General features: G+C 70.0%; 17 protein-coding genes. 5 read left to right on the top strand and 12 right to left on the bottom strand.

Annotation, left to right across the window (positions count from 1 at the left end):
• Positions 1–13 precede the first annotated feature (13 nt).
• Genes V3596_RS18475 through V3596_RS18495 form a run of 5 tightly spaced genes read left to right on the top strand, consistent with a single transcriptional unit; the run spans position 14 to position 6,432 of the window.
• Positions 14–3,085 carry an efflux RND transporter permease subunit gene (locus V3596_RS18475; protein WP_334279277.1) on the top strand — a complete coding sequence of 1,024 codons (3,072 nt, stop codon included), beginning with the start codon at positions 14–16 and terminating at the stop codon, positions 3,083–3,085.
• 8 nt (positions 3,086–3,093) lie between these two features.
• Positions 3,094–3,402: a DUF3240 family protein gene (locus V3596_RS18480; protein WP_334279278.1), complete on the top strand. Its 309-nt coding sequence runs from the start codon at positions 3,094–3,096 to the stop codon at positions 3,400–3,402.
• Positions 3,399–4,652 (top strand): TolC family protein, encoded by a 1,254-nt coding sequence (locus V3596_RS18485; RefSeq protein WP_334279279.1) that lies wholly within the window; start codon positions 3,399–3,401, stop codon positions 4,650–4,652. Before V3596_RS18480 ends, V3596_RS18485 begins: the two co-directional genes overlap by 4 nt.
• Positions 4,649–5,137, top strand: a complete 489-nt coding sequence (locus V3596_RS18490) for a hypothetical protein (RefSeq protein ID WP_334279280.1) — start codon at positions 4,649–4,651, stop codon at positions 5,135–5,137. Before V3596_RS18485 ends, V3596_RS18490 begins: the two co-directional genes overlap by 4 nt.
• Complete coding sequence (locus V3596_RS18495) at positions 5,134–6,432, top strand: NAD(P)-binding domain-containing protein (protein WP_334279281.1); 1,299 nt, start codon at positions 5,134–5,136, stop codon at positions 6,430–6,432. The genes V3596_RS18490 and V3596_RS18495 overlap by 4 nt, the downstream gene beginning before the upstream one ends.
• 11 nt (positions 6,433–6,443) lie before the next feature.
• Here V3596_RS18495 and ccmI read toward each other — a convergent pair whose 3' ends face one another.
• From ccmI to V3596_RS18555, 12 genes are read right to left on the bottom strand one after another with little or no spacing between them, the layout of a single operon-like run.
• On the bottom strand, positions 6,444–7,598 hold the full coding sequence (gene ccmI / locus V3596_RS18500) for a c-type cytochrome biogenesis protein CcmI (RefSeq protein WP_334279282.1): 1,155 nt from the start codon (positions 7,596–7,598) through the stop codon (positions 6,444–6,446).
• Complete coding sequence (locus V3596_RS18505; RefSeq protein WP_334279283.1) at positions 7,595–8,044, bottom strand: cytochrome c-type biogenesis protein; 450 nt, start codon at positions 8,042–8,044, stop codon at positions 7,595–7,597. The genes ccmI and V3596_RS18505 overlap by 4 nt, the downstream gene beginning before the upstream one ends.
• Before the next feature lie 2 nt (positions 8,045–8,046).
• Positions 8,047–8,589 carry a DsbE family thiol:disulfide interchange protein gene (locus tag V3596_RS18510; protein WP_334279284.1) on the bottom strand — a complete coding sequence of 181 codons (543 nt, stop codon included), beginning with the start codon at positions 8,587–8,589 and terminating at the stop codon, positions 8,047–8,049.
• Positions 8,586–10,559, bottom strand: a complete 1,974-nt coding sequence (locus V3596_RS18515; protein ID WP_334279285.1) for a heme lyase CcmF/NrfE family subunit — start codon at positions 10,557–10,559, stop codon at positions 8,586–8,588. Before V3596_RS18515 ends, V3596_RS18510 begins: the two co-directional genes overlap by 4 nt.
• Positions 10,556–11,011: a cytochrome c maturation protein CcmE gene (gene ccmE, locus V3596_RS18520; protein ID WP_334279286.1), complete on the bottom strand. Its 456-nt coding sequence runs from the start codon at positions 11,009–11,011 to the stop codon at positions 10,556–10,558. The genes V3596_RS18515 and ccmE overlap by 4 nt, the downstream gene beginning before the upstream one ends.
• Positions 11,008–11,169 (bottom strand): heme exporter protein CcmD, encoded by a 162-nt coding sequence (gene ccmD, locus V3596_RS18525; protein WP_334279287.1) that lies wholly within the window; start codon positions 11,167–11,169, stop codon positions 11,008–11,010. Before ccmD ends, ccmE begins: the two co-directional genes overlap by 4 nt.
• Positions 11,166–11,957: a heme ABC transporter permease CcmC gene (gene ccmC, locus V3596_RS18530; protein ID WP_416383992.1), complete on the bottom strand. Its 792-nt coding sequence runs from the start codon at positions 11,955–11,957 to the stop codon at positions 11,166–11,168. Before ccmC ends, ccmD begins: the two co-directional genes overlap by 4 nt.
• Positions 11,958–11,961: 4 nt before the next feature.
• Positions 11,962–12,699, bottom strand: a complete 738-nt coding sequence (gene ccmB, locus V3596_RS18535; protein WP_334279288.1) for a heme exporter protein CcmB — start codon at positions 12,697–12,699, stop codon at positions 11,962–11,964.
• Positions 12,696–13,322, bottom strand: a complete 627-nt coding sequence (ccmA, locus tag V3596_RS18540; RefSeq protein WP_334279289.1) for a heme ABC exporter ATP-binding protein CcmA — start codon at positions 13,320–13,322, stop codon at positions 12,696–12,698. The genes ccmB and ccmA overlap by 4 nt, the downstream gene beginning before the upstream one ends.
• Complete coding sequence (gene bamD, locus V3596_RS18545) at positions 13,312–15,762, bottom strand: outer membrane protein assembly factor BamD (protein WP_334279290.1); 2,451 nt, start codon at positions 15,760–15,762, stop codon at positions 13,312–13,314. Before bamD ends, ccmA begins: the two co-directional genes overlap by 11 nt.
• Complete coding sequence (locus V3596_RS18550; RefSeq protein WP_334279291.1) at positions 15,762–19,502, bottom strand: cytochrome c3 family protein; 3,741 nt, start codon at positions 19,500–19,502, stop codon at positions 15,762–15,764. Before V3596_RS18550 ends, bamD begins: the two co-directional genes overlap by 1 nt.
• Positions 19,499–21,271, bottom strand: coding sequence for a cytochrome c3 family protein (locus V3596_RS18555; protein WP_334279293.1), 1,773 nt, complete (start codon positions 21,269–21,271; stop codon positions 19,499–19,501). The genes V3596_RS18550 and V3596_RS18555 overlap by 4 nt, the downstream gene beginning before the upstream one ends.
• Positions 21,272–21,318 lie beyond the last annotated feature (47 nt).

Below are 21,318 nucleotides of genomic sequence, written 5' to 3' on the forward strand. Positions count from 1 at the left end.
CGGAGCCATCGCCATGAATCTGTTTGCCGGCATGCTGGCGTTCTCCCTGCGCCAACGCGCTCTCGTCGCCATCGTCACCGTGGCCCTGGCCGGTGCCGGCATTGTGGCTTTCGAATCGCTGCCCATCGACGCCTTTCCCGATGTCTCCAGCACCCAGGTCAAGCTGGTGCTGAAGGCGCCGGGCCTGACACCCGAGGAGGTCGAGTCGCGCATCACCGTGCCCATCGAGCAGGAGCTGCTGGGCCTGCCGCGCCAACGCGTGCTGCGCTCCACCTCCAAGTACGCGCTGGCCGACATCACGCTGGACTTCGAGGACGGCACCGACGTCTACTGGGCCCGAGCCCAGGTCAGCGAGCGCCTCGGCGCCGTGATGAAGGACCTGCCCGAAGGCCTGTCCGGCGGCCTCGCGCCCATCACCACGCCGCTGGGCGAGATGTTCATGTTCACGCTGGAAGGCCCGCAGTCGCTGGCCGAGAAGCGCCGTCTGCTGGACTGGCAGATCCGCCCCGCCCTGCGCACCGTGCCCGGCGTGGCCGATGTCAACAGCCTCGGCGGCCGGGTCGAGACCTTCGAGGTCGTGCCCGACCCGTTGGCCCTGCAGGCCCAGGGGCTGACGCTCAAGCGCCTGCGCGAGATCCTGCAAGCCGCCAACCGCAACGACGGCGCCGGCCGCCTGGCCGCCGGCGAGGAAGCCCTGATCGTGCGCGCCGAGGGTGCCATCCGAACGCTGGACGACCTGGCGCAGACCGTGGTGCGCCGCCATGAGGGTCAGGTCGTGCGCCTGGCTGACATCGCGCAGGTCCAGGCCGGCGCGCTGACCCGCTACGGCGCGGTCACCCGCGACGGCCAGGGCGAGGCGGTCGAAGGCCTGGTGCTGGGCCTGCGCGGTGCCAATGCGCGCCAGGTGGTGGCCGGCGTCAAGCAGCGACTTGCCGAACTGCAGCTGCCACCGGGGCTCAAGGTCGAGGTCTTCTACGACCGAGCCCGCCTCGTCGACCGTGCCGTCGGCACCGTGGGCCGCGCCCTGCTGGAAGCCGTGGTGCTGGTCGTGGTGCTGCTGCTGGTCTTCCTCGGTCAGCTGCGCCCCGCCCTGGTCGTGGCCCTGATGCTGCCGCTGGCGGCGCTGGCCACCTTCGTGCTGATGCGCGCCTTCGGCCTGTCGGCCAACCTGATGAGCCTCGGCGGCCTGGCAGTGGCCATCGGCATGCTGGTGGACGGCGCCGTGGTGCTGGTCGAGAACATCGAGAGCGAACTGGCGCAAGGCGAGCGCGCCCGCCGCGCCGGCGTGCTGCACCTGATCTACCGCGCCGGCAGCGCCGTGGCGGCGCCGGTAGCCTCGGGCATCGCCATCATCGTCATCGTCTTCCTGCCGCTCTTGAGCCTGGAGGGACTGGAGGGCAAGCTGTTCGGCCCGGTGGCCCTGACCATCGTCTTCGCGCTGCTGGCTTCGCTGCTGCTGTCGCTGACCGTGGTGCCCGTGCTGGCCTCCTGGCTGCTGAAGACCGGCGAGCCGCATGAACCCTGGCTGATGCGCCGCATCGCACCGGCCTATGCCCGGCTCCTGGACTGGGCGCTGGCCAACGGCCGGACGCTCGCCCTGGGCACGGCCATCGCCCTGCTGGGCGCCGTGGGCGCGATGGCCTGGGTGGGCAAGACCTTCATGCCGACCATGGACGAAGGCGACGTGATCCTGCAGCTGGAAAAGCTGCCCTCGATCGGCATCGATGCCACCGTGGCCCTGGACCTGCGCGTGCAGCAGGCGCTGCGCGAGCGCGTGCCCGAGGTGCTGCACGTGGTGGCCCGCAGCGGCGCCGATGAGCTGGGCCTTGACCCCATGGGCCTCAATCAGACCGACAGCTTCCTCGTCCTCAAGCCCATCGAGCAATGGCGCAAGCCCGACAAGGCCTGGCTGCTCGGGCAGTTGCGCGAGGTGATGAGCGACTTCCCCGGCGTGGATATTGCCTTCACGCAGCCCATCGACATGCGCATCAGCGAGATGCTGTCCGGCGCCCGCGGCGACCTGGCGCTGAAGATCTACGGCAGCGACCTGGCGCAGCTCAACCAGCTGGCCCAGCAGGCCGAGAAGCTGATCGCCGGCCTGCCCGGCGCCGAGGACACGCTGACCCTGCGCAACGACGGCGTGCGCTACCTGCAGGTCGACATCGATCGCGGCGCCGCCGGCCGCCTGGGGCTGGACGCCGAGGCCATCCAGCAGGAGCTGCGCCACTGGGTCGAAGGCGAGAGCGCCGGCCTGGTGCATCGCGAGGGCAGGCGAATACCGCTTCAAGTGCGCGGCCCGGAATCGCTGCGCAGCGACCCGGAGGCCTTCGCGCGGCTGCGCATCGCCAGTGACCAGGGCGCCGCTGTACCGCTGGCCGGCGTGGCCAGGCTCAGCAGTGTCGAAGGCCCGGTCAAGATCGACCGCGAGCAGGCCCAGCGCTATGTGATGGTGCAGTCCAATGTGCGCGGCCGCGACCTGGTCGGCTTCGTTGGAGAGGCCCAGGCCCTGATGGCCCGCGAGCTCAAGCTGCCGGCCGGCTACAGCCTCGCCTGGGGCGGCCAGTTCGAGAACCAGCAGCGCGCCGCGCGCCGCCTGGCGCTGGGCGTGCCGGTCAGCCTCGGCCTGATCTTCTTCCTGCTCTTCAGCACCTTCGGCTCGGTGCGCCAGGCCCTGCTGGTGCTGGCCAATGTGCCGCTGGCCCTGATCGGCGGCATCGCGGCGCTGAGCGTGGCGGGCGAATACCTGTCGGTGCCGGCCTCGGTGGGCTTCATCGCCCTGCTGGGCATCGCCGTGCTGAACGGCGTGGTGATGCTGAGCCATTTCAACGAGTTGCTGGCGGCCGGGCGGCCGCTGGCCGAGGTGGTGCGCGAGGGCGCGCGGCGCCGGCTGCGCCCGGTGCTGATGACGGCGGCGATCACCGCCGGCGGCCTGGTGCCGCTGCTGTTTGCCAGCGGCCCGGGCAGCGAGATCCAGCGGCCCTTGGCCATCGTCGTGATCGGCGGACTGCTCTCGTCCACGGCGCTGACGCTGCTGCTGCTGCCTTTGATGTTCCGCCGTTTCGGCCTGGCCAAGGAGGCCTTGTGATGAAGCCCATGAGTGATCTGGTTTGCGTGGTGCTGGTCGTGCCAGCCGCCGCCGAGCCGCGCCTGGTGGACTGGCTGATGGAACAGCCGGGCAAGGCCATCGAGTTCGCCGTGCATCGTGTCGCGGCCCGCGGGCCGCTGGTGCAGCTGGCGGGCATCGAGGAGCGTGTGCAGGGCTATGCCGAACGCGTGGAGGTCAAGCTGGTGCTGGCGCGTGAGCACAGCGCCGCATTGATCGCGGCGCTGAAGGCCTTGCTGGCCGGCACCGATGGCGGCCTGTGGGTGCAGCCGGTGGAACAGCTGGAGGCTTTCGCATGAAGCACCGACTCTTGCCTTGCCTGATGGCGGCCGCTCTGGGCGGCTGGATGGGCGCCTCGTCGAGCGCCTCAGCGCAGACGCCGGCCGCCTGGTCGCCCGAGCCCGCCCTGCTGGCCTCACCCGCCTGGCGCGCCGCCCTGGCCGGGCGTCAGGAACAGGGCGCCCTGGCCGCCCAGACCCGCGCCGGCAATGGCGAATGGACGGTATCGCTGGCCGCTGCCCATCGCCGTGAACCACTGCTGCAGCCCGGCAGCAACCAGGACCTGGAACTGAGCCTGCAGCGCCCCTGGCGATTGCCAGGCAAGGCTGCGGCCGCCGACCTCGCTGGCGCGGCCCGGGAGGACTACGGCCGCGCCCGGCTGGCCCTGGCCTGGCGCGAACAGGCCGAGCGGCTGCTGGCGCAATGGGCTGCCTGGCGGCGCGAGACCGAGGGTCAGGCGCTGCTGCAAGCGCAGCGCGACAGCGTGGCCCAGGAGGTCGCCGCGCTGGCGCGGCGCCAGCAATTGGGCGATGCCGCACCGGCCGAGCTGCTGCAGGCCGAAGCCGCATTGGCCGGCGCCGAGTCGCGCCTGGCCCAGGGCCGCAGCGCCGCCGACGAACAGCAGCGGCGCCTGCAGACCCTGCTGGGCGATGCACCGCTGCCGCCCACCACCTGGCAGGCGCCGGCCGCGCATGACATCAACACGGCGCAGCTCGAAGAACAGGATGCCGCCCTGCAGCTGGCCGAAGCCGAGGCCCGGCTCAGCCGGCGCCTGGCCGAGCAGGAGCGGCGCGAACAGCGGCCCGACCCGGTGCTGGCGGTGCGCGCATTGCGTGGGCGCAGCGGCGAGGAGCGCGTGCTGGGCGTGAGCCTCAGCCTGCCCATCGGCGGCGAGGGCCGCAGCCAGGCCGGCCGCGCCGCCGCGGCCCGCGCCGCCGCCGCCGAGGCCATGCTCGATCAGGCCCGCCTGGATGCCCAGCTGCGGGCCCAGCAGCTGCTGCGCCAGCTCGAACTCGCGCAGCAGCAATTGAGCCTGCAGGCCCGCCATGCCGAGGCGCTGCAACAGCACGCCGACAAGCTCGCCCGCGCCTATGCCCTCGGTGAAGCGCAGCTGGGCGACCGCTGGGCCGCACGCCGCCAGGCGCAGGAGGCAGCGTTGGCCCTGGCGCAGGCCCGCATTGAGCGGCAATTGCTGGAGGGCCGCATCGCGCTGGCGAGCAGCCGTCTCTGGCCCTTGTCCGGCCACCCGGTCACAAGGAGCGTCCCATGAAGCCCTGGATCCCACTCGCCCTGACGCTGCCCGCCTTGGTCGCCTGCGCCCTGCCCGGCACTACGGTGATCGGCGAGCGCCTGTGCGTGCCCCATGTTCGCCAGGCGCTGTGTACCGACCGGCCTCAGGCCGAAGAGCCTCTGCAGCCCGGCGACCGGGTGCTGAACCTGGTCCGTGCCGAGCCCGATGACCGCCACGGCCGCGTGCGCGTGCAACTCGCCGGCCAGCCACCAATCTGGCTGTTGCCGGGCACCCGGGTCCGCGTGCTGCTGCCGCCGCAAGGCAGCGCCGAACTGCAACTGTCCTGGACCGGTGGCAGCCGCCACTGGACACCGGAGCAGGCACAAGGTGAGCAATGGTTGCAGCTGCATTCCCAGGCCAGCCTGTTCAGCCAACACTACGCACTCGCGGCGCTGGCGGCGCCACGGCCCGAGCTGCCGATCAGCGGCCTGATCGACAGCCGACCGCCCCGCACACACCCATGAGCAGCAGCACCTACCTTCCCCTCTACCTCGGCGTCGGCGCCGCCGCCATCGCCCTGCACCTGTTGATGCGCCGCCGGAGAGAGCGCGGAAACGCCGAGGCACGCGCAGAGGCCGACCAGGCCGGGCTCAACGAGCCACCCTCGCTGCATCCGGTCGTCAACCCGGTGCGCTGCATCGGCAGCGGCGGCTGCGTCAGCGCCTGCCCCGAGGGAGCGTTGGGCATCGTCGACGGCCGCGCCACCCTGATCAATGCCTCGGCCTGCATCGGCCATGGCGCCTGCGCCGAGGCCTGCCCGGTGGAGGCGATCACCCTCGTCTTCGGCACCGAGAAGCGTGGCGTCGACATTCCCAAGGTCTCGCCGCAGTTCGAGTCGAACGTGCCGGGCATCTTCATCGCCGGCGAGCTCGGCGGCATGGGCCTGATACGAAAGGCCGCGAGCCAGGGCGTGCAGGCGGTCGATGCGATACGCCGGCGCAAGGCCGGCCCCGACGAACTCGACCTGCTGATCGTCGGCGCCGGCCCGGCCGGCCTCGGTGCCGCGCTGGCGGCGCAGGAAAAGGGCCTGCGCTATTCGGTGATCGAGCAGGAGGACTCGCTCGGCGGCGCGATCTACCACTACCCACGCGCCAAGATCGCAATGACGGCGCCGGTCAGGCTGCCCCTGGTGGGCAGCGTGCGCATGAGCGAGGTCTCGAAGGAGAAGCTGCTGGACTTCTGGCACGGCATCGTCGGCAAGACCGGCCTCGTGCTCCGCTTCAACGAGCGCATGGACCGCATCGAACCGCAGGGCGAAAGCTTCGTGATCCACACCAGCCAGGGCCAGCATCGTGCCCGCTCGGTGCTGCTGGCCATCGGCCGGCGCGGCTCGCCGCGCAAGCTGGGTGTGCCGGGAGAGGAACTGCAGAAGGTGGTCTACCGGCTGATCGATGCCGAGCAGTACCGCGGCCAGCAGGTGATGGTGGTGGGTGGTGGCGACAGCGCGCTGGAAGCCGCGCTGCAGCTGGCCGAGCAGCCCGGCACGACGGTGCAGCTGTCCTACCGCAGCCAGGCGTTCAGCCGCGTCAAGCCCAAGAATCGCAGCGCGCTGGAGGCTGCCGCGGCCGCCGGTCGCCTTGAGCTGCTGCTGCAGACCGAGATCGAGCGCATCACGCCCGACGCGGTGTCGCTGCGTGGCAGCGGCGGGCTGCTCTCACGCCCCAACGACGCACTGATCGTCTGCGCCGGCGGCGTGCTGCCCACGGCCCTGCTGCAGCAGATGGGCATTGCCTTCGAGACCAAGCACGGCGAGGCCTGAGCGCAGCGGCTTCACTTCACCGGCGTCGCGATCACGAGCTTCAGCTGCTCGCTGCCCACGGCCACGGCCGCCGTGCTGCCTTCCAGGTCGCCGGGCTGAGGCTGGGCCTGGCCACTGCGCGAGATTCGGGCGCTGACCACGACCTCGCGGGCCGAGGACAGGCGGGCCTGCGGACTCATGGCCAGCGAGTCGTCGAGCACGAAGGACAGGGGCAGGTCTTTCACCTGCTTGCGCAGCATCGCCAGCGGCATGCGCGCCCCTTGCGCTGGGCGGGCGAAGACGAACACCGTGTCGTCCGGCTGCACCTGTTTCAGCAGGGCCGGTGCGAGGCTGACCTGGCCGGTCACGCGAGCGCCGGCCAGGCCCGGCAGGGCCGCACTGGCGGCAGCCGGCTGACCAAGCGCCTGGCGCGCATCCTCGACGCCGGCCCGCGCCTGCTCGACCAGATTGCCCCCCACGCCACCCTGCACCACCGCCTCCCAGTGCTTGAGCGCGGCGGCGTAGTCCTGGCGATTGAAGGCCTCGGTGCCGGCCAGCAGCAGGGCCTTGGGCTGGTGCGGATCCATCTGCAAGGCCTTGCGTATCCATTCCATCGGCGCGCCGCTGAGCTGCCGGCCCTGCTGCAGGGCAAGGGTGTCGGCGTAATCGGCCATCAGCTGCGCATCCTTGGGTGCCAGCTTGAGCGCGCGCTCGTAGGCCGGCAGCGCCTCGGCCGGCCGGCCGAGGGTGGCGTAGGAGCGGGCCAGCATGCCCCAGCCTTCGGCATCGTCGGGGCTGGTCTTGAGCCGCTCAGCGAGGCTCTGCACCATGGCCGCCATCTGCTCGTTGCCGAGCGCATGCGGCGCCGAAGCCGCCGTGGCCGACGGCGCGGCCGACGGGGTCAAGCCCGTCTGCATGCCGGACCAGCCGGCCTCGGCCGAGCCGCTCCACCAGTAGCCGGCACCGCCCAGGCCGGCCACCACGGCGCCGACCAGCAGCCAGGTGCGCAGCCCGGCACGCGGCGTGGCCGTGGCAACGGCCGGCGCGGCCAGCACCGCCGCCACCAGCTCTCGCTCCAGCGCCTGGCGGCTTTCCTGGTGCAGGGCTTCAGACAGCAGGCCGTCGCGCTGCATCTGGTCCAGCTTCTCGATGCGCTGGCGCAGCAGGTTCAGGTCGTTCGGATTCATCGGCGGGGTTCCTGGAGGTCATCGGTGGGGTCGGGTTCGAAGGCGGCGTCGGCCAGGTTGCGCCGCCGCGCCAGGTGCAGCAGCAGGGCCGCCAGCGCCGCGAACAGCAGCAGGGCCGGCCCGAACCACAGCAGCCAGGTGCTGGGCTGGACCGGCGGCCGGTACAGCACGAAGTCGCCATAGCGCTGGGTCATGAAGGCGATCACCTGGGCCTCGCTCTCGCCCCGCGCCAGGCGTTGGCGGACTTGTTCGCGCAGGTCGATGGCCAGGCCCGCATGCGAGTCGGCGATGGTCTGGTTCTGGCAGACCAGGCAGCGCAGTTCCGAGGACACGGCCATCACGCGGGCCTCGAGCCCCGGGTCGGCCGCGAGCGGTGCCGCTTCGCCAGCCCAGGCACCAGGCAGGGCCTGCAGGTACAGCAGGAAGAACATCCAGCAGCGCTTCATGCTCAGACTCCCAGTTGCGCGAGCAGCGGCTCGATCTTCTCGGCGATGACCTGCTCGGTCAGCGGGCCAACGTGCTTGAGACGCACCCGGCCATCCATGTCGATCACGAAGGTCTCGGGCACGCCATAGACGCCCCAGTCGATGCCGGCCAGGCCCTGGTCATCGAAGCCCGAGGCCACATAGGGGTTGCCGAAGCGGCGCAGCCAGTCCTGGCCGGCCGGCCGCGTGTCCTTGTAGTTGAGGCCGTAGACGGCCACGCGGCCGCGCCTCGAGTAGGCGAGCAAGGTCTCGTGCTCCTCGCGGCAGGCCACGCACCAGGAGGCCCAGACATTGAGCATCCAGACCTTGCCGAGCAGGTCCTCACGGCGCAGGCGCAGCCCGGCCTGATCGAGGCGCGGCAGGTCCAGGGCCGGGGCCGGCTTGTCGATGAAGGGGCTCGGCACCTCGCGCGGGTCGCGCGAGAGACCGCGCGCCAGGAAGGCGAGCAGCACGGCGAACAGCAGCAGCGGCAGCCAGAGCTTCCAATGCTTGAACAGCGGTTTCATGCCAGGACCTCCTGCACCGGCGAAGCGGCCGTGCGCCGTTCGCGTATCGCTTGTCGATAGCGTCTGTCCGTGGCGGCCACGGCGCCACCCAGGGCCATCAAGACACAGCCGCCCCAGATCCAGTCGACGAAAGGCTTGAGGTAGACGCGCAAGGTCCAGGAGCCGTCCTCGAGCGCTTCGCCGAGCGAGACATAGAGGTCGCCACGCAGCCCCGTGTGGATCGCGGCCTCGGTCATCGGGTTCTGCTGCACGCGGTAGATGCGCTTCTCCGGATGCATCACGGCCACGCGCTTCTCGCCACGCCAGGCTTCGACCGTGCCGCGCGCCGCCAGGTAGTTGGGGCCTTGCACGTCTTCCACGCCGAGGAAGCGGAAGCTGAGGCGCTCGAAGCTCACCGTGTCGCCGGGCCGCACGCGCACGTCGCGCTCCTGCTCGTAGCCCTTCACCATCACCACGCCGATGATGAAGACCGCCACGCCGGCATGGGCCATCCACATGCCCCAGGCACCACGCGGCTGCGCGGCCAGCTGGCGCCAGCGCTCGGCCCAGGTCGCGCCTCGCGGCCAGAGGTCGCTGAGCACGCCTGCAAAGATCCAGAACGCCGCCGTCAGCCCCAGCGCCGCCTGCCAACCGATGCGACCCGCCGCCCAGGTGCTGCCCACACCGGCCAGCACGGCCACCACGGCAGCCCAGCGCAAGCGCAGCAGCAGCGGCGGCAGTTCGGCCGCTTTCCAGCGCAGCAACGGCCCGACGGCCATCAGGAAGAGCAGCGGCGCCATCAGCGGCACGAAGACCGATTCGAAGTAAGGCACGCCGACCGAGATCTTGCCGAGGCCCAGGCCATCGAGCACCAGCGGATACAGCGTGCCCAGCAGCACGGCGGCCGTGGCCACCAGCAGCAGCACGTTGTTGGCCAGGAGGGCCGTCTCGCGCGACAGCAGCTCGAAGCGCGCCCCCAGGCCCACCTTGCCCGAGCGCCAGCCGTAGAGCGCGAGCGCCCCGCCCACGGTCACGCCCAGGAAGGCGAGGATGAAGAGCCCGCGCTTCGGGTCCGACGCGAAGGCATGGACCGAGCTCAGCACGCCCGAGCGCACGAGGAAGGTACCGAGCAGTGACAGCGAGAAGGCGAGGATGGCCATCAGCACGGTCCAGGACTTGAAGGCACCGCGCTTCTCGGTCACTGCGAGCGAATGGATCAGCGCCGTGCCCACCAGCCAGGGCATGAAGGAGGCGTTCTCCACCGGGTCCCAGAACCACCAGCCGCCCCAGCCCAGCTCGTAGTAGGCCCACCAGCTGCCGAGCATGATCCCGAGCGTGAGGAAGACCCAGGCGGCCGTGGTCCAGGGTCGCGTCCAGCGGGCCCACTGCGCATCGAGCTCGCCGCTCAGCAGCGCCGCGATGGCGAAGGCGAAGGCCACCGAGAAGCCGACATAGCCCATGTAGAGCATGGGCGGGTGGATGACCATGCCAGGGTCCTGCAGCAGCGGGTTCAGGTCACGGCCGTCGGGCGCAGCGGGTATCAAGCGCTCGAACGGGTTCGAGGTCAGCAGCATGAAGAGCAGGAAGCCGAGCGCCACCCAGGCCAGCACGACCAGCAAGCGCGTCACCAGAGGCTCGGGAAGGCGGGCACTGAAGCGGTCCACGGCCAGGGTCCAGAGCTGCAGCATCAGCAGCCACAGCAGCAGCGAGCCCTCGTGACCGCCCCAGACGCCGGCGACCTTGTAGGCCAGCGGGAGCGCGGTATTGGAATGCTCGGCCACGTAGAGCACGCTGAAGTCATTCGCCACGAAACTGAGCGTCAGCATCACGAAGGAGAAGGCCACCAGGCCGGCGATCAGGCGGGCCAGCGGCCGCGCCAGCGCCGCGAGATCGGCCCGGCCCCGCTGCAGCCCCCACAGCGGCAGCAGCGACTGCACCAGGGTGGCCGCGAGCGCGAGCCAGAGGGCGAAATGTCCCAGCTCGGCCCTCATGGCGCACCCGCCGACGAGGTGTTCAGACTGCCGCCCTTGCGCGCACGCTCCAGCGCCTCGGCGGCCTCGGGCGGCATGTAGTTCTCGTCGTGCTTGGCCAGCACCTCCTGCGCGACGAAGCGGCCATCGCCCTGCAGCCGGCCCTGAGCCACCACGCCCTTGCCCTCCTTGAACAGGTCCGGGAGGATGCCCTGGTAGTCCACCGCCATGGCATGCGTGGTGTCGGTGACTCGGAACCTCACGACCACGCCATCGCGCTTCACGCTGCCGGCCTCCACAAGTCCGCCGATGCGGAACAGCCGGCCCTGCGGCGCCTCACCGGCCTGCACCTGGCTCGGCGAATAGAAAAACACCAGGTTGCTGCGAAAGGCATTCATCACCAGGGCAGCCGCGAGGCCCAGCAGGGCGAGTACGCCGGTCGCCAGCAGCAGCCGCTTGTTGCGCGTCTTCATGCCTCGCCCTCCCCGTCCTGGCGCGGCGCCAGCGCGCGCGCCAGGCGGCGGCGCAAAAGCCAGGGCTCCACCAGCATCAGCGCAAGGCTCAGGCCATAGGCCGGCCAGACGTAGCGGCCGTAGCCGCCCAGATCGATCAGGGATTGCAAGCTGTTCATGATTCGTGACGATGGCGATGCGGGCCCTGCTCAGCCTGCAGCTGACGGACCCATTGATGATCGGACTCGCGCTCAAGCGCGATGGCACGGGCCCGTGCAAAGACGACGGCAAAGGCATAGGCCCAGCAGGCCAGCGTCATCAGCAGCATGGCGGTGAGCATGGTGCTGGCCATCTTGGGCGCGGCAGTCGCGCTGATCGTGGCGCCCTGGTGCAGCGTGTTCCACCAGCGCACCGAGAAGTAGATGACCGGCACATTGATGGCGCCGACGAGAGCCAGCAGCGCCCCGGCCTGGTCGGCGCGGCGGGTGTCCTCGATGCTCGCAACCAGGGCCAGGTAGCCGAGGTAGAGGAAGAGCAGGATCAGCTCGCTGGTCAGCCGCGCATCCCAGACCCACCAGGTGCCCCAGGTCGGCTTGCCCCAGGCCGCGCCGGTCCACAGCGCGATCACCGTGAACAGCGCGCCGGTGGGCGCGATGGCGCGCGCCAGCATCGCGGCCATGCGCACGTTCCAGGCCCAGCCGATCAGGGCCCAGAAGGCCATGGCCAGGTAGAGCACCATGGACAGCCAGGCCGCCGGCACATGCAGGTAGATGATGCGGTAGGCCTCGCCCTGCGTCGCGTCGGTGGGCGCGACGACGAAGCCCACCCACAGGGCCACGGCCGCCAGCACCAGGCAGGTCGCCCAGAGCAGCGGTGCCATGGCCTCGGTGGCGCGGTAGAAGCTGGATGGCGCCGCGAGGCTGAAAAGGCGCCAGGGCGGGCGCAGCGTGGCGGTGGTGTTCATCATGGGTTCACTCCTGGGCGATGCGCAGGGCCTGCGCCGTCAGAAAGGGGCTGCCGACCAGGGCGAGCAAGGCCTCGGCCCCGAGCAGCGAGAGGTGCGGCGCAGCGCTCTGCCCGGCCAGCACGGCCTGCACGGCGCCTGCGCCGAAGATCAGCACCGGTGCCAGCAAGGGCAGGACCAACAGCAGGATCAGCGCACCGGCGCTGCGCACGCCGGTGGTCAGCGCTGCGCCGAGCGTGCCGACGAGGCTCAGCACCGGCGTGCCGATCAGGAGGCCCGCTACCAGCACGAGCAGGGCCTCGCCGCTCAGCCCATAAAGCAGGCCCAGCAGCGGCGCGAGCAGCACGAGCGCCGCACTGCTGACCAGCCAATGGGCAGCAGCCTTGGCCAGCGCGAGCAGCCACAGCGGCTCGCCGCTGAGCATCAGCTGGTCCAGCGTGCCGTCGGCCTGGTCGGTGGCAAAGAGGGCCGGCAGCGGCAGCAGGGCCGCGAGCAAGGCCGCCATCCAGATCAGGCCCGGCCCGAGCTGGCGCAACAACACCAGGTCCGAGCCAATGCCCAGCGGTTGCAGGCCGGCGATCACACCGAAGAAGCCGAGCGGCAAGAGCGCCTCGCCACGGCGGCGCAGCGCCAGCCGCAGGTCGCGCTGCAGCAGCGTCCAGGCCAGCGAGGGCTCGCGCGATTGATGCGGCTCGGGCCGGGCTGGCGCAGGCATTCTGAGCGCCAGCGCTTCGTCGCGGCTCATGCGCCCGCTCCCCGCGCCTCGACCCAGTGCTCCAGCTGCGGCAGCCGGTCGAAGCCCAGCGGCAAATGGCTGCTCAGCACGCAGGCCCCGCCCATCGCGCGATGGCCGTACAGCGCCGCGCCCAGCGTGGCCACGCCCTCGCCGTCCAGCGCATCGAAGGGCTCGTCGAGCAACCAGAGCCGTGCGTCCTCCGCGAGGCTCAGCCGCGACAGCGACAGGCGCCGGCGCAGGCCCTGTGACAAGGCACGCGCCGGCAGGTGACGGCGGCTCCACAGGCCCCAGGTCTTGAGCGCCTGATCGAGCGCCGCTTCGCCGCGTTCCAGTCGGCACAGCCGCGCCAGGAAGCGCTGGTTCTCGGCCACCGTGAGATCGTCCTTCAAGGCGTTCTGGTGGCCGACGAAGAGGCTGCGCAGCTGCGGCGCCAGCCACAGCTCGCCACGGGCCGGGCGGGCCAGGCCGGCGAGCACGCGCAGCAGGCTGGTCTTGCCGCAACCATTGCGACCACGCAGCCAGATCGAGCCGCCCACCGCCAGCGTGAGGCTCTGGTCGCGGCAGACCAGGCGGCCACCGCGCTCGCAGGCCAGCTCGCGGGCACGCAGCAGCAGGTCTGCCTCAGAGGTCATAGCGCAGGCCCAGGTAGTAGAAGCTGCGGCTGGAAGACTCATGCCGCAGCGGGCCGTCGGTCTTGCTGAACTCCATGCTCAGCTCGCCCTCCAGCACCAGCTTGGCCGTGCTGCGCTTGCTGAGACGCAGGCCCGGCGCCCAGCGGCGGCTGTCGGTTCCGGTGTCGTCGCGCTGGCGGTACAGGCGCAGCGAGGGCTCCATCAACCAGCCCTCGCCGACGGCCGAGCTGTTGTTGTAGGAGAGCAGCTCGCCGCGATAGCTCGGGCCGCGCAGCAGGGTCAGCAGCAGCACATGGGTGTCGCGCGCCGAGTACAGATTGGTGCCGATCAGCTGCAGGCCGCTGCTCCAGATATTGCCGGTGCCGGGCTGGCCGTTCGGCAGGATGTCGGCCACCGGTTGCAGCGCGCCGACATTGGTCAGGCGCAGGTCCAGGCCCAGCTGCCAGCTGGGGGTGAGCGGCCGCGTGATCGAGACCATGCCTTGCGTGCTGAAGGCCGTGGTGTCGCGCACCTGCTGGCGCAGCAGCGGCAGGCTTTGCGTCAGCAGCAGTTCGTAGAGCGTGCGGGCCTGCACCTGCAGCACCGGGTTCTGGAAAAACAGGCTGTTGCCCAGCATCAGCATCGGCGTCGAGCGACGGTCGTACAGCACGTTGACGACCGTGTTGTCCTGCCATTGCCAGGTGGCTTGCACAGAGCCGATGTTGAGGCCCTTGAGAAGCGGGTCGTAGTCCAGCAAACCGAGGGCGGTGACCGGGCCGGCCAGCAGGCGCAGCTCGCTGCCGATGGCGCGGCGGTCGACCTGCCCATCGACGCGCTGCTCGATGGCATAGAGGCTGCCGCCGAGGCCCTTGACCAGGAATTCATCGGCCTCGATGGACGCGCCGTAGAAGTAGCGCTTGGCATCAAGCAGGTGATCGGAGGGCTGGCCGACCACGCCGCTCAGCCGCCACTTGGGCGCGAACTTGTAGCCCAGCTGCAGACCATCGAAACGGCCGATCACGCCGCCGCCGGTGGGCGACTGCCGACCCACGCGCAGGTTGAGGCCGGCGCCGGTCAGACGGTAGTCGGCGTAGAGGGCGGAGAGCTTGTTCTTGCTGCGACTGCTGCGCAGCAGGTCAGCGCTGTAGGTGTCGCGCAGCACCAGGCGCAGGTCGCTGTCGGCATCGCGGCGGCGCCAGTTCACATCGACGCTGGAGATGATCTGCTTCTGGTCGGTGCCCGACAGCGAGGCATCACTGACCAACTCGGGCAGGCCGCCCAGCGGCGAGTCCTGGAAGTCCTGCGTGCGGATCTTGGACTGACCGCCGTAATAGAAGCTCGACAGCGAGCCGCTCAATGTGGTGGTCGCAGCAGCCTTGCCGTCGGCACCGACAGCGGCCTGCACCGGCGGCGGGGGCGGCGCCAGCGTCAGCAGCGCCTCGCGGGCCCGGCCGGCGCCTTCGCCCTGCGGATAGAGCTTCAGGTAGAGCTCGAACTCGGCGCGCGCGCGCTCGGTGTCGCCCTGGCGCCAGCGGGCCTGGGCGATCAGTTCCTGCGCCTCGGCGGTGCGGCCGTGCGGTGGCATTGCCAGCAACTCTTCCAGCCGCGCAATGGCGGCGGTGTGGTCGCCCTCCTCGCTCTTGCGCCGCGCCTCGGTCAGCAGCGCGGCCGAGCGGGCCTCGTCAGCCTCGCCGAGCGCGGCGGGCAGTTGCGGGGCGGTGGCGAGGGCTGCGGTGGTGGCCTGGGTCTCGGTGCCGGTTGGCGCGGCATCGATGGCCACCTGGGGAAAGCGCGGCTTCAGGGCAGCGATCAGCGAGCGCGCCTCGGCTTCGCTCGCGATGCCGGTGACCAGGGTTTCGCGCAGCGGCCGGCCGTCGACCTGGCGGTTGCGCACCAGCACCGTATAGCTCTGCAGGAGCACCGGCACGGCCTGCCCCGGATCATCGCCCTCGAGCCGCTGCAGCACCAGGGTCAGACCGCTTGGCGCCGCAGGCGGGGCCGTGCGCGGCGCGGTGGCGGGCGCGACGGCCTCGGCCAGCTTGCTGCCCTGGCCACGCAGCAACAGTTCGATGCTGCGGTTGCCGGATCCCGCCCGCGCCTGGTAGGGCGTCTCGCCGAAGAAACGCAGCACCAGCTTGCGGCTGCGCTCGGTGCCGCCCGCGCTTTCGTCGGTCACGATCAGGAGTGGCGCGCCGGCCGGCGTCGTGAGCCGGCGCTCGGCGGTGATCAGGTTCAGCGTGTCGCGCGTCGGCAGCAAGTCGTAGTAGACCTGGCCGAGGTCACCGCTGCGCGCCGCCACATTGCGCTGGAACTGCACCGGTGTCACGAAGCGCACCACGACCAGGGCATCGTCGCCCTGGCGGCGCAGTTCCACATCGTCAATCAGCTGGGCCTGGCTCGCGGCGCTGCACAGGGCGAAGGTCAGGGCCGCCAGCAGGCGGCGCATCGTCGTGGCGTTCATCAGTCCCATTTCGTGTAGGCCGCGCCCTTGTTGCCGAGCGGGCGGTGGCAGCCGGATTCCGAGCAGTCGGTGGGCACGGGGGTCTTGGTGCGATGGGTCAGCGACTTGCGCTCCATGCCGCCCAGGTAGGCCGTGCCGGAGGCATGGCAGCTCTTGCACCAGCCGGCGCCGCTGCCCATCGAGGCGTTGTGGTTCATCTTCTGGGTCCAGGCGGTGACGCTGGTGTGGCAGGCGCTGCATTCCATCGCCGCGCCGTTGAGCAGCTGGTTCTCGGGAATGTGGTTGGCCGGCTTGGCCGTGGCGCCCTGCGAGGTGTAGCTGCCGTTGTGGCAGGTCTTGCACTGGCCGGTGACGGTGACGTTGGCATGGAAGCGGCCGCCGGCCCAGCTGGCGAAGCCGGTCTTGTGGCAGGTGTCGCAGTTGGTGATCGCCACGCCGGTGAGCAGCTGGTAGGGAATGTGGTTGGCCGGCTTGGCATCGGCAGGCGGGTAGGCGCCGCTATGGCAACTGCCGCACTGGTTCACCACCGTGACCTGGGTGTGGTTCCACTTGGTCGGCTTCCAGGCGGAGGTCGTGTGACAGCTGATGCAGTTGGTCGTGCCCACCGGCATGTGGCTGGCCGCCTTGCCGGTGGCGGTGCTGCCGTTGTGGCAGCTGGCGCAGTTGGTCGCCACGGTGAAGCCGCTGTGGTCGACCTTGGCCCCGGTCCAGGTGCTCGTGCTCTTGTGGCAGTTCTCGCAGACGGTCTGTCCGGCGTGGATGGTCGTGGCCGGGCGCGCGCTCAGGTGGCAGGTCGAGCAGCTGTTCGTGACCGTCACGCTGGCGTGCAGCCTCGCCGGTGTCCACGAGGCATAGCCGGCCTTGTGGCAGGTGTCGCAGTTCGATGCCGCGATCGTGCCCACCAGCTGATACGGCGTGTGGCTTGCAGGCTTGCCGTCGGCCGGCGGATAGGCACCGCTATGGCAGCTTGCGCACTGGCTGGTCACCGGCAGCTGCGTGTGGTTCCACTTGGTCGGCTTCCAGCTGGCCGTCGTGTGGCAGCTGATGCAGTTGGTCGTACCTACCGGCATGTGCACCGCCGGCTTGCCGGTGGCGCTGCTGCCGTTGTGGCAGCTGGCGCAGTTGGTCGCCACGGTGAAGCCGCTGTGGTCCACCTTGGCTCCCGTCCAGCTGCTGGTGCTCTTGTGGCAGTTCTCGCAGACGGTCTGTCCGGCGTGGATGGTCGTGGCCGGGCGCGCGCTCAGGTGGCAGGTCGAGCAGCTGTTCGTGACCGTCACGCTGGCGTGCAGCCTCGCCGGTGTCCACGAGGCATAGCCGGCCTTGTGGCAGGTGTCGCAGTTCGACGCCGCGATCGTGCCCACCAGCTGATACGGCGTGTGGGTCGCGGGCTTGCCATCGGCCGGCGGATAGGCACCGCTGTGGCAGCTGGCGCACTGGCTGGTGACCGGCAGCTGCGTGTGGTTCCACTTCGTCGGCTTCCAGCTGCTGGTCGTGTGGCAGCTGATGCAGTTGGTGGCCGCCACCGGGATGTGCACCGCCGGCTTGCCGGTCGCACTGCTGCCGTTGTGGCAGCTGGCGCAGTTGGTGGCGACGGTGAAGCCGCTGTGGTCCACCTTGGCTCCCGTCCAGCTGCTGGTGCTCTTGTGGCAGCTCTCGCACACGGTCTGGCCGCTGTGCGTGGCATTGCTTGGTCGCACGCTCAGGTGGCAGGTCGAGCAGCTGCTCGTAACCGTCACGCTGCTGTGCAGCTTGGCCGGCGTCCACGAGGCATAGCCGGCCTTGTGGCAGGTGTCGCAGTTGGAGGCCGCGATGGTGCCCACCAATTGATACGGCGTGTGCGTGGCCGGCTTGCCGTCGGCCGGCGGGAACGCACCCGTGTGGCAGCTGGCGCATTGATTGGTCACCGGCAGCTGCGTGTGGTTCCACTTGCTGGGCTTCCAGCTGCCGGTCGTGTGGCAGCTGATGCAGTTGGTCGACGCCACCGGGACATGGCTGGCCGACTTGCCAGTGGCGCTGCTGCCGTTGTGGCAGCTGGCGCAGTTGGTGGCGGCATTGAACGTGCTGTGATCGACCTTGGCGCCGGTCCAGCTGCTGGTGCTCTTGTGACAGCTCTCGCAGACGGTCTGGCCGCTGTGCGTGGCGTTGGTCGGCCGCACGCTCAAGTGGCAGGTCGAGCAGTTGCTGGTCACCGCCACGCTGCTGTGCAGTTTGGCCGGCGCCCAGGTCGTGAAGCCCGACTTGTGGCAGCTGTCGCAATTAGAGGCCGCCAATGCCGGCACCAACTGATACGGCGTGTGGCTGGCCGGCTTGCCATCGGCCGGCGGGAACGCACCCGTGTGGCAGCTGGCGCATTGGTTGGTGACCGACAGCTGCGTGTGGTTCCACTTCGTCGGCTTCCAGCTGCTGGTGGTATGGCAGCTGATGCAATTGGTGGACGCCACCGGAACATGGCTGGCCGACTTGGCCGTAGCGCTGCTGCCGTTGTGACAGCTGGTGCAGTTGGTCGAGGCATTGAAGCTGCCGTGGTCCACTTTGGCGCCGGTCCAGCTGCTGGTGCTCTTGTGGCAGCTCTCGCAGACGGTCTGGCCCGCGTGGACGGCCGTGTTGGGCTTGATCGCCGCATGGCAGCTGGCGCAGCCCTCGCTCACCGCGACGTTGGCGTGCAGCTTGGCCGGCGCCCAGGCGGTGAAGCCGGCCTTGTGACAGTTGTCGCAGTTCAAGGCTGCCAGCGAGGCCACGGCGGTGTACGGCGTGTGCGCGGCGGGCTTGCCGTCGGCCGGCGGGAAGGCGCCGCTGTGGCAGCTGGCGCATTGGTTGCTGACGGGCAGCTGCGTGTGGTTCCACTTGCTGGGCTTCCAGCTGCCGGTGCTGTGGCAGCTGCTGCAGTTGGCGCTGCCCGTGGGCATGTGCTGACTGGGCTTGCCGGTGGCGCTGCTGCCGTTGTGGCAGCTGGCGCAGTTGGTCGAGGCATTGAAGCTCGCATGGTCGACCTTGGCGCCGCCCCAGCTGCTGGTGCTCTTGTGGCAACTCTCGCAAGCGGTCTGGCCCGCATGCACCGCATTGGCTGGCTTGAGGGCAGCATGGCAGCTGGCGCAGCCTTCGGTCACCGCAACGCTCGCATGCAGCTTGGCGGGGGTCCAGGACGTGAAGCCGGCCTTGTGGCAGCTGTCGCAGGCCAGCGAAGCGAGCGAGGCCACGCCGGTGTAGGGCGTGTGATTGGCCGGCTTGCCGGTGGCCTTGCTGCCGTTGTGGCAGCTGACACAGGTGCCGGGTGCCACGCCGGCATGGTTGAAGGCCGACAGCGGCTTCCAGGCGCTGGTGCGGTGGCAGCTGTCGCAGGACAGGCTGGTCTGCACATGGTCGCTGGTCTTGCCACTCGCGATGGCGCCGTTGTGGCAGCTGGCGCAACTGGCGCTGCCAACGCCGCTGTGGTTCATCTTGGCGCCGGTGAAGCTGCGGGTGTTGTGGCAGCTGTCGCAGCTCTGGCTGGTCGGGATGTGGCTGGCGGGCTTGACGGTGTTGGTCTTGGCGAAGCGGGCGCCGCTGGTGTGGCAGGAGTCGCAATCGCGCGGCGTACCCTTGAACACGCCGCCGATGTGGCAGCTCTCGCAGCGCTGGTTCTGGTGCGAACCGGTGAGCGCAAAGCCGGTGCGAAGGTGATCGAACTCGCTGGTGGCGGCACCGGCGAGCGCCTGGGTGAGCCACAGCACGAGGCCCAGCATCCAATGGATGAGTTTCATTGGCGAGCTCCTGGTGCGGTGTGGCGGACCTGATTCCAGCGGGTGGTCTGGTGGCAGCTGTCGCAGCGAGGACCGAAGCTGCGGTCGTGGACATCGTCCTTCTGGTGGCAGCTGACGCAGTCGCGTCCCAGCGGCGCCGTCTTGCGGCCTGCCGGTGCGGGCTCGCGGTGGCAGCCCTCGCACGCCACCTTCTGATGGGCACCGGTCAGCGGGTAGTCGGTCTGGCGCTCATGGTCGAAACGCCAGAGCCGCCAGGCGCGCACGTTGTGGCAGCTGTCGCAGGCCGCGCCGAGGCGGGCCTTGTGGCGGTCGTCCTTCTTGTGGCAGCTGAGGCAGTCGCGCGGCGTGTCGCGGTAGCGCAGGCTCTGGTGGCAGACCTTGCATTCAACGGTCAGGTGCGCGCCGGCCAGCGCGAAGCGGGCCCGGTTGTGGTCGAAGCGCGCCAGCTTCCAGCGCTGCTCGTCATGGCAGCTGTCGCAGCGCTCGCCGAGCTGGGCTTCGTGCTTGTCGTCCTTCTTGTGGCAGCTGATGCAGCTGCTCGGCGTTTCACGGTAGCTGCGCACATCGCGGTGACAGTCGCGGCACTCGGTCTTGGCATGCGCTCCCTTGAGCGCGAAGCGGGTGCGTGCATGGTCGAAGCGCGGCGCCTTCCAGTCGCTCTCGGTATGGCAGTCGGCACAGCGCTCGCCCAGCGTCTTCTCGTGCTTGTCGTCCTTCTTGTGGCAGCCGACGCAGGTGGTCTGCACCTCGCGATACACGAGGCTCTGGTGGCAGTCGTTGCAGCGCGGCTTCACATGCCGGCCGAGCAGCGGGAAGGACGTGCGGTCATGGTCGAAGCGCTGCACTTCCTTCCAGCCCTTCTCGCTGTGGCAGCTGCTGCAGTCCGCGCCCAGCGTGCCCTTGTGCTTGTCGTCCTTCCTGTGGCACGAGAGGCAGTCGGTCGGCGTCTTTTCCTTGTAGAGCGGCCCGGTATGGCAGCTGGTGCAGCGAACGTCGCGGTGCTTGTCGCGCAGCAGGTATTTGGTGTCGACGTCATGGCGGAAGCCGATGTCACGCCAGCGCTTCTCGCCATGGCAGCTCTCGCACTTGTCGCCGAACTGGGCCTTGTGCTTGTCGTCCTTGCGATGGCAGGCCACGCACTCGCGCGGCGTCTCCTTGTACTCGCGCGTCTTGTGGCAGGACTCGCATTTGGCCGGCGCATGGGCACCGTTCAGCGCGAAGCGGGTCGTGCTGTGGTCGAAGCGGGTGTCGCGCCAGTTGCGCTCGTCGTGGCAGTTCTCGCACTTGGCACCGAGGGCCGCCTTGTGAACGTCATCCTTCTTGTGGCAGCTCAGGCAGTCGTGGGCGGCCACGCTGTACTTCTTGCCCGGTGCGTGGCACTTGGCGCAGTCGGTATCGGCATGCTTGCCCCTCAGCAGAAAGTCGGTCTGCTTGTGGTCGAAGGCCTTGGTGTCGAGCGGCGCGATGTTCATCTCACGCCCCCGGTGCTCGGTGTGGCAGCCGCGGCAGCTCTGTCCGGCCTTGAGGCGGCCGTGGAAGCCGGCATGGTCGGCCAGGTCCCGCGCAACGTCCTTGTGGCAGTCGGCGCAAAGCTTGTCCTGGGCCTTGCGGTCGAAGGGCGTGTGGCAGCTGCGGCAGCTCTCGTCCCATTTGGCATGGGCCTTGGAGAGCGTGCCGGGAGAGAGCACCGACTCCATGCTTTGCGCGCCGGCCAGCGCCGGCCAGCACAGCGCGAGCAGCAGCCCCACGAACGCTGCAAGGCGGTTCATGGGAACGGCTCCAGTCCTCGATGCCTGACTGCTGCATCGTGCATCTC

Origin of the sequence: Roseateles microcysteis (assembly GCF_036880965.1) — a bacterium.
GTDB lineage: Bacteria > Pseudomonadota > Gammaproteobacteria > Burkholderiales > Burkholderiaceae_C > JAUASW01.

Coding starts and splice junctions, on each gene's coding strand:
- V3596_RS18475 (WP_334279277.1), top strand. CDS start 14: ATGAATCTGTTTGCCGGCATGCTGGCGTTCTCCCTGCGCCAACGCGCT.
- V3596_RS18480 (WP_334279278.1), top strand. CDS start 3,094: ATGAGTGATCTGGTTTGCGTGGTGCTGGTCGTGCCAGCCGCCGCCGAG.
- V3596_RS18485 (WP_334279279.1), top strand. CDS start 3,399: ATGAAGCACCGACTCTTGCCTTGCCTGATGGCGGCCGCTCTGGGCGGC.
- V3596_RS18490 (WP_334279280.1), top strand. CDS start 4,649: ATGAAGCCCTGGATCCCACTCGCCCTGACGCTGCCCGCCTTGGTCGCC.
- V3596_RS18495 (WP_334279281.1), top strand. CDS start 5,134: ATGAGCAGCAGCACCTACCTTCCCCTCTACCTCGGCGTCGGCGCCGCC.
- ccmI (WP_334279282.1), bottom strand. CDS start 7,598: ATGAATCCGAACGACCTGAACCTGCTGCGCCAGCGCATCGAGAAGCTG.
- V3596_RS18505 (WP_334279283.1), bottom strand. CDS start 8,044: ATGAAGCGCTGCTGGATGTTCTTCCTGCTGTACCTGCAGGCCCTGCCT.
- V3596_RS18510 (WP_334279284.1), bottom strand. CDS start 8,589: ATGAAACCGCTGTTCAAGCATTGGAAGCTCTGGCTGCCGCTGCTGCTG.
- V3596_RS18515 (WP_334279285.1), bottom strand. CDS start 10,559: ATGAGGGCCGAGCTGGGACATTTCGCCCTCTGGCTCGCGCTCGCGGCC.
- ccmE (WP_334279286.1), bottom strand. CDS start 11,011: ATGAAGACGCGCAACAAGCGGCTGCTGCTGGCGACCGGCGTACTCGCC.
- ccmD (WP_334279287.1), bottom strand. CDS start 11,169: ATGAACAGCTTGCAATCCCTGATCGATCTGGGCGGCTACGGCCGCTAC.
- ccmC (WP_416383992.1), bottom strand. CDS start 11,957: ATGATGAACACCACCGCCACGCTGCGCCCGCCCTGGCGCCTTTTCAGC.
- ccmB (WP_334279288.1), bottom strand. CDS start 12,699: ATGAGCCGCGACGAAGCGCTGGCGCTCAGAATGCCTGCGCCAGCCCGG.
- ccmA (WP_334279289.1), bottom strand. CDS start 13,322: ATGACCTCTGAGGCAGACCTGCTGCTGCGTGCCCGCGAGCTGGCCTGC.
- bamD (WP_334279290.1), bottom strand. CDS start 15,762: ATGAACGCCACGACGATGCGCCGCCTGCTGGCGGCCCTGACCTTCGCC.
- V3596_RS18550 (WP_334279291.1), bottom strand. CDS start 19,502: ATGAAACTCATCCATTGGATGCTGGGCCTCGTGCTGTGGCTCACCCAG.
- V3596_RS18555 (WP_334279293.1), bottom strand. CDS start 21,271: ATGAACCGCCTTGCAGCGTTCGTGGGGCTGCTGCTCGCGCTGTGCTGG.